At 51.4% G+C, this 7062-nt stretch carries 10 protein-coding genes; 4 read left to right on the top strand and 6 right to left on the bottom strand.

The genetic code is table 11. The annotated features are described in order from the left end of the window. Positions 1-71 precede the first annotated feature (71 nt). Entirely contained in the window at positions 72-257 is a 186-nt protein-coding gene (locus tag PMIT1303_RS01840) for a hypothetical protein (RefSeq protein WP_156486869.1), read from the bottom strand. A gap of 151 nt (positions 258-408) precedes the next feature. Here PMIT1303_RS01840 and PMIT1303_RS01835 point away from each other — a divergent pair, with 151 nt between their 5' ends. The 4 genes from PMIT1303_RS01835 to sodX all read left to right on the top strand — a co-directional run bounded on the left by PMIT1303_RS01835 (position 409) and on the right by sodX (position 3270). After that, positions 409-666 (top strand): class IIb bacteriocin, lactobin A/cerein 7B family, encoded by a 258-nt coding sequence (locus PMIT1303_RS01835; RefSeq protein WP_063397281.1) that lies wholly within the window; start codon positions 409-411, stop codon positions 664-666. 1041 nt (positions 667-1707) lie between these two features. After that, positions 1708-2340, top strand: a complete 633-nt coding sequence (locus PMIT1303_RS01830; protein ID WP_063397280.1) for an FKBP-type peptidyl-prolyl cis-trans isomerase — start codon at positions 1708-1710, stop codon at positions 2338-2340. 89 nt (positions 2341-2429) lie between these two features. After that, the gene (gene sodN / locus PMIT1303_RS01825; protein ID WP_063397293.1) at positions 2430-2903 is read left to right on the top strand and encodes a superoxide dismutase, Ni; all 474 of its coding nucleotides are present in this window, start codon (positions 2430-2432) and stop codon (positions 2901-2903) included. Between the two features lie 10 nt (positions 2904-2913). Further along, entirely contained in the window at positions 2914-3270 is a 357-nt protein-coding gene (gene sodX / locus PMIT1303_RS01820) for a nickel-type superoxide dismutase maturation protease (RefSeq protein WP_082824417.1), read from the top strand. A gap of 20 nt (positions 3271-3290) precedes the next feature. On the opposite strand, the gene PMIT1303_RS01815 is transcribed toward sodX, so the two are convergent. The 5 genes from PMIT1303_RS01815 to lpdA all read right to left on the bottom strand — a co-directional run bounded on the left by PMIT1303_RS01815 (position 3291) and on the right by lpdA (position 7060). Next, complete coding sequence (locus PMIT1303_RS01815; protein WP_063397279.1) at positions 3291-3971, bottom strand: hypothetical protein; 681 nt, start codon at positions 3969-3971, stop codon at positions 3291-3293. Positions 3972-4121: 150 nt separating this feature from the next. Next, positions 4122-4295, bottom strand: coding sequence for a hypothetical protein (locus PMIT1303_RS13035; RefSeq protein WP_231901223.1), 174 nt, complete (start codon positions 4293-4295; stop codon positions 4122-4124). A 125-nt stretch (positions 4296-4420) separates the two neighbouring features. Continuing rightward, positions 4421-4546, bottom strand: coding sequence for a hypothetical protein (locus PMIT1303_RS14190; protein WP_255359751.1), 126 nt, complete (start codon positions 4544-4546; stop codon positions 4421-4423). Positions 4547-4621: 75 nt separating this feature from the next. Next, a complete protein-coding gene (gene trpC, locus PMIT1303_RS01805) occupies positions 4622-5527 on the bottom strand; it encodes an indole-3-glycerol phosphate synthase TrpC (RefSeq protein ID WP_063397291.1) in 906 nt (301 codons plus the stop codon). Positions 5528-5590: 63 nt separating this feature from the next. Then, the gene (gene lpdA, locus PMIT1303_RS01800) at positions 5591-7060 is read right to left on the bottom strand and encodes a dihydrolipoyl dehydrogenase (protein ID WP_063397277.1); all 1470 of its coding nucleotides are present in this window, start codon (positions 7058-7060) and stop codon (positions 5591-5593) included. Positions 7061-7062: the final 2 nt, after the last annotated feature.

Genomic DNA, 7062 nt, shown 5'->3' with positions numbered 1-7062 from the left:
GGCAGGGATTACCTAACAGACGTGAATAGAAGGATTAAGGGATTCTTGGCCACGGGGATTATATAAAAAGGTCAGACTGCACCGTAGGGCACTCTTGGCCGCTGTCCCGAAAGGTAGCCAGCGAAAAAAGCCCAATACCAGCACCGACCATCCCAGGCCCGTGCACGGCGGCCACCAGAAACATCTGATAGATCTTCAATAGTCAGCTCTTGGTCAAGCAGTTCACTGTTGTCGCAGTCAGTGCTGAGATTCGCCATGGTTTTAAGGTTGATTGGATGTTTAAGAGCGACGGCTTGATTGCCTTCGCTGCACATACCATCACATTTATCAGCTTTCAAAGCATTGATCTAAAGCAAGCACTGCTGTGAGAAAGCTCACAAAAGTCTGTGATCCGAAATACTGAGCAAGATGAATAGTTCAGGCATTGTTGAGACATCGGGAAACAAAATCCCGATGCTCACAAACCGATTAACTTTTACCATGACTAATTCCACTTCTTCTCTCACAAGCGAAATTATTGATGAAGAGATTTCTCTTGATCAACTACAGCATATTTCTGGTGGCCTCGCTCCTCTTGCATTTATAGCTGCAGTTAAACTCGGCGGCGCTGCTGTCGCTGGAGCTGGCCTTGCAATTGCATACGGAGCATCAAAACTACGCAAGTGAAATGAATAATTCCACTTGTTTTTAAATTAACATCAAATTCACTACTTAACCATGAAAACCAAGGAAGACCATCAACTGACAGGTGCTCAGTTATCGCTTTGCTCTGGCGGTGTAAAAGAGGGTGGATGTATTAAATTCCCAAAATGGGAAGAATTCAATAAGCCCTGCCTGCCTATTGCAACTAGATTTCCTAATTAGTGAGATTACGAACCAATAGGATCCGTTCAAAATGCATCGTGTAACAACTAGCCGCTTCGTATTAGATACAGCCCCGAAAAACTACGGGGCTTTTTATTGCGAGCATGAAACCAATGACAAATCATTTATTAGAGAGATGTAAAGCTATCAACAAAGATGACTAATAAAGAAACGAATGAATGAATAATGAAGTTAACAACGAGCACAGCTGAGAAGATTTTATGGGGCAGAGTTAAGCTATTGAATCAAGGTTTCACTTAGCCATGTCATGCTTGCTGGTGTCAAACGGAAAAGTCCATTTTCCTCAACCCGGACGCTTAGTTGGCTGCACTAACATCCTCAACAATTAATCTCGCCAAGCTAATAACACAGTCCTTGGAGTCGGGATGCAATGCTGAAGCAAATACCACAACTATTAGGTGGAACTGAAACAAAAGAAAATATGGCACAGATCAACCACTATTAAGGCTTCATTCTATCTTCAATTTTCGCTGAGACCTCAGTCACATCAAGAGAGCAATTTTATATCTATGCCTTCAAGAATGGGTAAATCTTAGAGGCCTAAATCAACCACAAGCTTCTGCCCTATTGGCAGCCATATTCTTGGTCCTGCGTGGTGAAACTCTTGAGCCAATACAATCAATTGCTCTCAAGCTTGAACGTAATCGCGACAAGATTTTTCCAGGATTTCGACTTAGCCAGCCGGAAAGTCGTCAATGAAATGCACTGAACGCTCAACTAGCAGGAGCAACAGCAAAGGCAACTGAAACTGCAGAAATCACCCAAGCACAGGCGAAAGCTGCATCTCCTGCCAGAATCATGTTGATTGATCATTGAGATTCAGTGCGCGACATCTTCATCAGTGCAGCCGTCTTTGTGGTGTGCGTGGTTGTGGCCTTTGTCAGCCAGATCGTGTCACCCTCAGTTGTGGTCGCCGACAGCAATTTGAACGCCGTGCAGGCGGAGGTGAGAACTAGCGAGCCAGCTGCTTTGAGCATGGCAGTGCTTGAACTCGATCCCGACGATCCCAACCCAACACTGTTCAAGATGGCAATCAACAGCTCCAAGGCAGATGCGGCTGAAATCGATGCCGCGCAAGCCAATGCATCCGCCCTTGGCGGCCCAATCGAAGCAGAACCATCCCAACTAACAGCCAGTGGTCTAAGCATCACTGACCTCAAGATCGGCGATGGCCCGGAGGCCACAGCAGGCCAAACCGTTTCCGTGAACTACCGCGGCACACTGGAAAACGGCCAGGAATTCGACAGCAGCTACAAACGGGGGCCGTTCGAGTTCCCCCTCGGTGCTGGACGAGTGATCAAAGGCTGGGATGAAGGCGTTGCTGGCATGAAGGTGGGCGGCAAGCGCAAGCTGGTCATCCCCCCAGAGCTTGGCTACGGAAGCCGCGGCGCAGGCCGTGTCATCCCTGGCAACGCCACGTTGATTTTCGAAGTCGAACTACTTGGCATCAAATGATCTAAAGACTGAATAGAAAATCAAATCAAAAGCAAACCCAATTAGTAATCAGCCTGGGTAGGCTCAGTTTGGCTTTCTCTAACTGCCAGATGTTGCGCTCGGCACTTTCCACACTTCACAGCAACCTGCCGGCCTCTTCGGTCCAGGCTCACTGTGATGGCCCTTGCGGCGTTTACGATCCCGCCTCGGCAAGAGTCTCAGCTGAAGCCGTCGTATCGATGACCAAAAAGCTGCTCGAACTGCAGCCTCCCTCAGGGAACGATCCGGCTGCTTGGGCGGCTTACAACAACACCTTCTCCCGCTTCGTCGCCATCAAGGAAGAACAAGCTCAGCAAACCAAGAACGAGCTGCTGATCCTCTGGACGGATTATTTCAAGCCAGAGCATCTGGCAACTTTCCCGAATCTGCATGACATCTTCTGGAAAGCGGCCAAGCTCTGCAGCGCCTGCAAGGTCAACATCGATCAATCCAAGGCAGATGAACTGATCAAAGCTGTGGAAGCCATTCACACGATGTTCTGGAAATCCAAGGGTCGCAATGACGCCTGGGTGAGAGCCAGTTAAGCCAACAAGCATGATGCCAACAGCGAACTGGCGTTCGCTGTTCCTGCTGCTTTCAGGTCTTCGTCGCCACGCTCGTGTCGATGGAGACTCAATGAGCCCCAGCCTTGCCCCTGGCGACCTGGTGATCTTTCAACCGATCACCAGCTATGACAGGCGGCTAAAGGCAGGCTGTGTTGTGGTTGTGCGTCATCCGTTGCAACCAGCAACCCTGCTGATCAAACGCCTGATTGCAATCAACAATTCAGGGCTGGAACTACGTGGTGACAACGAGCAAGCAAGCACAGACAGCCGGCATTTCGGTTTGGTGAATCGCGACAGCCTGCTTGGCATTGCTGAATGCGTATGGCGTGTTCCCTTCAGCGCATAAGAGCCCAGCAGATTAGGCAATCAAAGAAGCTGAGGGGATGTTTTCTGCAACCAAACGAAGCCCGTGATGATCGATAGCCCACCGGTTGATCCCACCAGCAAGGGCAGGGCACGACGCCCCACTCGCAATGTGGCTAATGAAATCGCACAAACAACCGCGACCATCGCTGCTATGGAACCGAACAGATAAGCCGCCATATAGATCAAAGCCCCGAGAGGAGGCAAGGCCAGCGCGGGAATAACTGCAAGCAGATGGCTGGCCCCAGCCAAGCCATGAAGGAGGCCAAGACTGGTTGCTGCATGAGCATGTCGCCCGTGCTTGTGTCGCCCTCTCAGATGCAGGTGCACATGTTGATGGTCATGGGCGTGACCATAGTTTTGCTGATGCGTGTGCTGATGGGTGTGGATATCCAGGCCAAGAGCAGTACGAATCGCCATCGCTCCAACCACAAGCAACGCCACTCCCACGCAGAATTCGGCCCAGGAGGACATGCGCTCGATATGGACGAGGTCTTTCAAAACAATGGCAATGGTTGAAAGAACCAGAACACCTGTTGAATGGCCAATCCCCCAAGCAAGGCCACTGCGTAATGCCGTAGCCGGCTTACGCAAGGCACTGGGTGCGATGGCAACAAGATGATCAGCACCACCCACCACATGAAGGGCCCCAGCAGCGAAGCCCGTGAGGATGCTGATCAGCATGAAATCGAAACAGTCAAGAGGAAGTCTGGCGGATTGAGAATGGAATTGCGCTGATGCCACTGCTGAACAGATCAGGCGCTATAAGCATTGTGGGCAAGCTCTGCTCATGCATGGGCCTTGAGCTGTTCGTCACGCAGAGAAGCAAGGAAGTCAACAAACCGATCGGCTTACCTCTTGCTCAGCAAACAAGCGTTGAGAGCGCTCGTTGATCAGAGCTCGCATCTGATTAGCAAAGTCGTCGTCTGCAAGCAAGCGCACTGGTTTCTCAACATGATCTACATGTAAAGAGGCAATCAGCTCAGGCAACTCACGAACCTCGAGCATCGCCAATTTGTGTCGTCATCACATCAAGGCTGTTGAATCGAAACAACAGGACACCCCCTGGAAAATGTCTGAAATATGTAGACAATCAAAAACAGAAGGATGACACATATGAGAAACAAACAGAATTAACGCATCAACCAAGCGGCGACAAATCTCGAGAAACCGCCAACCAAAACAAGGGCCTTCAAGAAACTCACCAAGACCTCAACCAAGCGGGTCTTAAGCTCAAAGAGCAACGGCTCAGCCTTCACTCACAGCCAGCTCAGATCAACCTCTTAATGCGGCAATTCATCGCAACGATTGCTCAAATAAAAGAGAAAAAATGATCAGCCGTTGCTTGTTCCTTCGTCTCCAATCATCAGCTGCTGTAAGCCAGCACAAACATCCGACTGACGCATCAGGGCTTCTCCTACCAACACAGCTTCAGCGCCTGCTGCCTGAACCCTGTCCAAATCAGCACGGTTAAACAAGCCCGATTCACTCACCAACAAGACACTCTGCTGCTGCAATCGAGTAGCGAATTGCTTGCTCAGTGTTTCAGTGGTTTCAAGGTCTGTCTCAAAGGTGGTGAGATCACGATTATTGATGCCAATCAGTGGGAAACCACCAAGGTTGAGAACCCGTTCAAGTTCCTCAGCATCATGCACTTCCACTAAGACAGTGAGTCCCAGACTGTTGGCCACCTTGCTCAAATACGTCAGATCCTGATCAGAGAGGATCGCCACAATCAACAAGGCAGCATCTGCACCTGCAGCACGCGCCTGATAAAGCTGATATGGCGTCAGGATGAAGTCCTTACATAGCAGTGGTAGTCCAACCGTCTGCCGCACCTCAACAAGCACCTCAAATCCACCCTGGAAGAAGCTCTTATCGGTCAGCACAGACAAGCAACTAGCACCACCTTCCGCATAGGCATTGGCGATCAAAACAGGGTCAAAGTCCGCACGGATCACACCTTGACTTGGGCTGGCCTTCTTCACTTCAGCAATCACTGCCGGAGCCACCGAAGCTTGACGCAAGGCAGCAATGAAATCTCGAGGGATGGGCAAGTCTGCGATCTGAGATTTAAGCGTCTCTAGAGGTACGCGCTGTCTTGCCGTCTCAACTTCACGGTCCTTCTCCCAAACTATCTTCTCAAGAATGTGGCGCGGCTCAGCATCGGCGTGGGGAATGGCGTACTGCAAATGCGCCACCTTGACGCTTGGATTGGGCGGACGTCTGCGGATCTCCATCGGGTGATAGTGCAATTAAAAACAGTGAACCGCAGGGCTAAGACCTGCTTGAAGAACAGCGGCCTAGGAAGCACTGGCCGATGCAACAACCGCCTTAGCCAGCTGTTTGGCCGCCTGTTTATAGGCCACTTCCACCACTTCACTCAGGGTGGGATGGGTATGCACTTCAGTTGCCAATTGAGCAACGCTCTGACGTCGTGCCACCGCATTGGCTACCTCCTGGATCAAATCGGCGGCATGCAATCCATAGATGTGAGCACCAAGGACTTCACCGCTGTCCTTGCGGAACAACAACTTCATCAATCCATCACTCTCCAGCTCTGCTAGGGCTTTGGAATTGGCCTTGAAATAGCTGCGCACACTCCCCAACTCAAACCCATCCTTGGCGGCAAGCTCTTTGGCATCAGCTTCACTCAACCCCACTGAACTGATCTCCGGATGAGTGAAGGTCGCGGCTGGAATGCTGCGGTAATCAATCGTGCGGGAGTGTCCCTGGATGTTGTCAACAGCCAGCGTGCCCTGTGCTGCGGCTGTATGGGCCAACATCAGCTTGCCAGTGACATCACCGACGGCCCAAAGATGAGGCAGCGGCTTTCCGTTGACCAATACCCTCATGCTGTCGTCAATCGGCACAAAGCCGCGATTGGTCTCCACACCAACCGACTCAAGATTGAGCCCCTTGCTACTTGGCACCCGACCAGTAGCGACGAGCACCGCATCCACCTCCAAGCTGTCCACCAGCTCACGGCTTTTCATCTCCGCCAGTTCGATCCTTACCGGGCAGCCAGGGATCACCTTGCTAGCCAGCACACCAGCACGTGCATCGATGTCACGTCCATCAATCAAATGCCGAGCTGCCATCTTGGTGATGTCGGGATCAAAGGTTGGCATGACCCGATCCAACGCCTCAATCATCGTGACTTCACAGCCGAGAGCCGTATAAACATCGGCAAATTCAAGGCCGATATAACCACTGCCGATAATTGCAATCCAACGCGGCAGCCATTCCAAGTTCACGGCTTCATCACTGGTAAAAACCGTGCGTCCATCGGTTTCAATCCCAGGGGGCACGAATGGATCAGAGCCTGTGGCAAGGATCACATCCCTGGCAGTGAGCAGCCTATCCACTCCACTTTTCTCTCTTAAGCCAATTCGCTGGCTTCCCTCCAATCGTCCATGGCCACGCAGGATCGTGACACCAGCCCGCTGCAGCGTTTTGGTGAGGTTGCTACGAATCGTGGCCACCAACTGGTTGGCATGGTCAGCAATCTTCTGCCGTTCAAAACGCACCGGTGCAGCATGGATGCCGAAACCAGATAGATGTTCAGCATCAGCCAGCTCACGCACCTTTCCACTGGCAGCAAGCAATGCCTTAGAGGGCACACAGCCTCGATTCACGCAAGTGCCGCCCATATCACCTGATTCCACAATCGCCACCTTGAGGCCATCATCAGCGGCATGCTTGGCGGCATCAAAACCGCCGTAACCCGCACCGATCACGATCACATCGAAGTCGAAACTGGCTTCGCTCACCC

It is taken from the genome of Prochlorococcus sp. MIT 1303 (genome assembly GCF_001631965.1).
Taxonomy (GTDB): domain Bacteria; phylum Cyanobacteriota; class Cyanobacteriia; order PCC-6307; family Cyanobiaceae; genus Prochlorococcus; species Prochlorococcus marinus_D.
The sequence above is the reverse complement of the archived record's forward strand: the minus strand, read 5'-3'. Positions and strand labels throughout refer to the sequence as shown.

Coding starts and splice junctions, on each gene's coding strand:
- PMIT1303_RS01840 (WP_156486869.1), bottom strand. CDS start 257: ATGGCGAATCTCAGCACTGACTGCGACAACAGTGAACTGCTTGACCAA.
- PMIT1303_RS01835 (WP_063397281.1), top strand. CDS start 409: ATGAATAGTTCAGGCATTGTTGAGACATCGGGAAACAAAATCCCGATG.
- sodN (WP_063397293.1), top strand. CDS start 2,430: ATGTTGCGCTCGGCACTTTCCACACTTCACAGCAACCTGCCGGCCTCT.
- sodX (WP_082824417.1), top strand. CDS start 2,914: ATGATGCCAACAGCGAACTGGCGTTCGCTGTTCCTGCTGCTTTCAGGT.
- PMIT1303_RS01815 (WP_063397279.1), bottom strand. CDS start 3,971: ATGCTGATCAGCATCCTCACGGGCTTCGCTGCTGGGGCCCTTCATGTG.
- PMIT1303_RS13035 (WP_231901223.1), bottom strand. CDS start 4,295: ATGCTCGAGGTTCGTGAGTTGCCTGAGCTGATTGCCTCTTTACATGTA.
- trpC (WP_063397291.1), bottom strand. CDS start 5,527: ATGGAGATCCGCAGACGTCCGCCCAATCCAAGCGTCAAGGTGGCGCAT.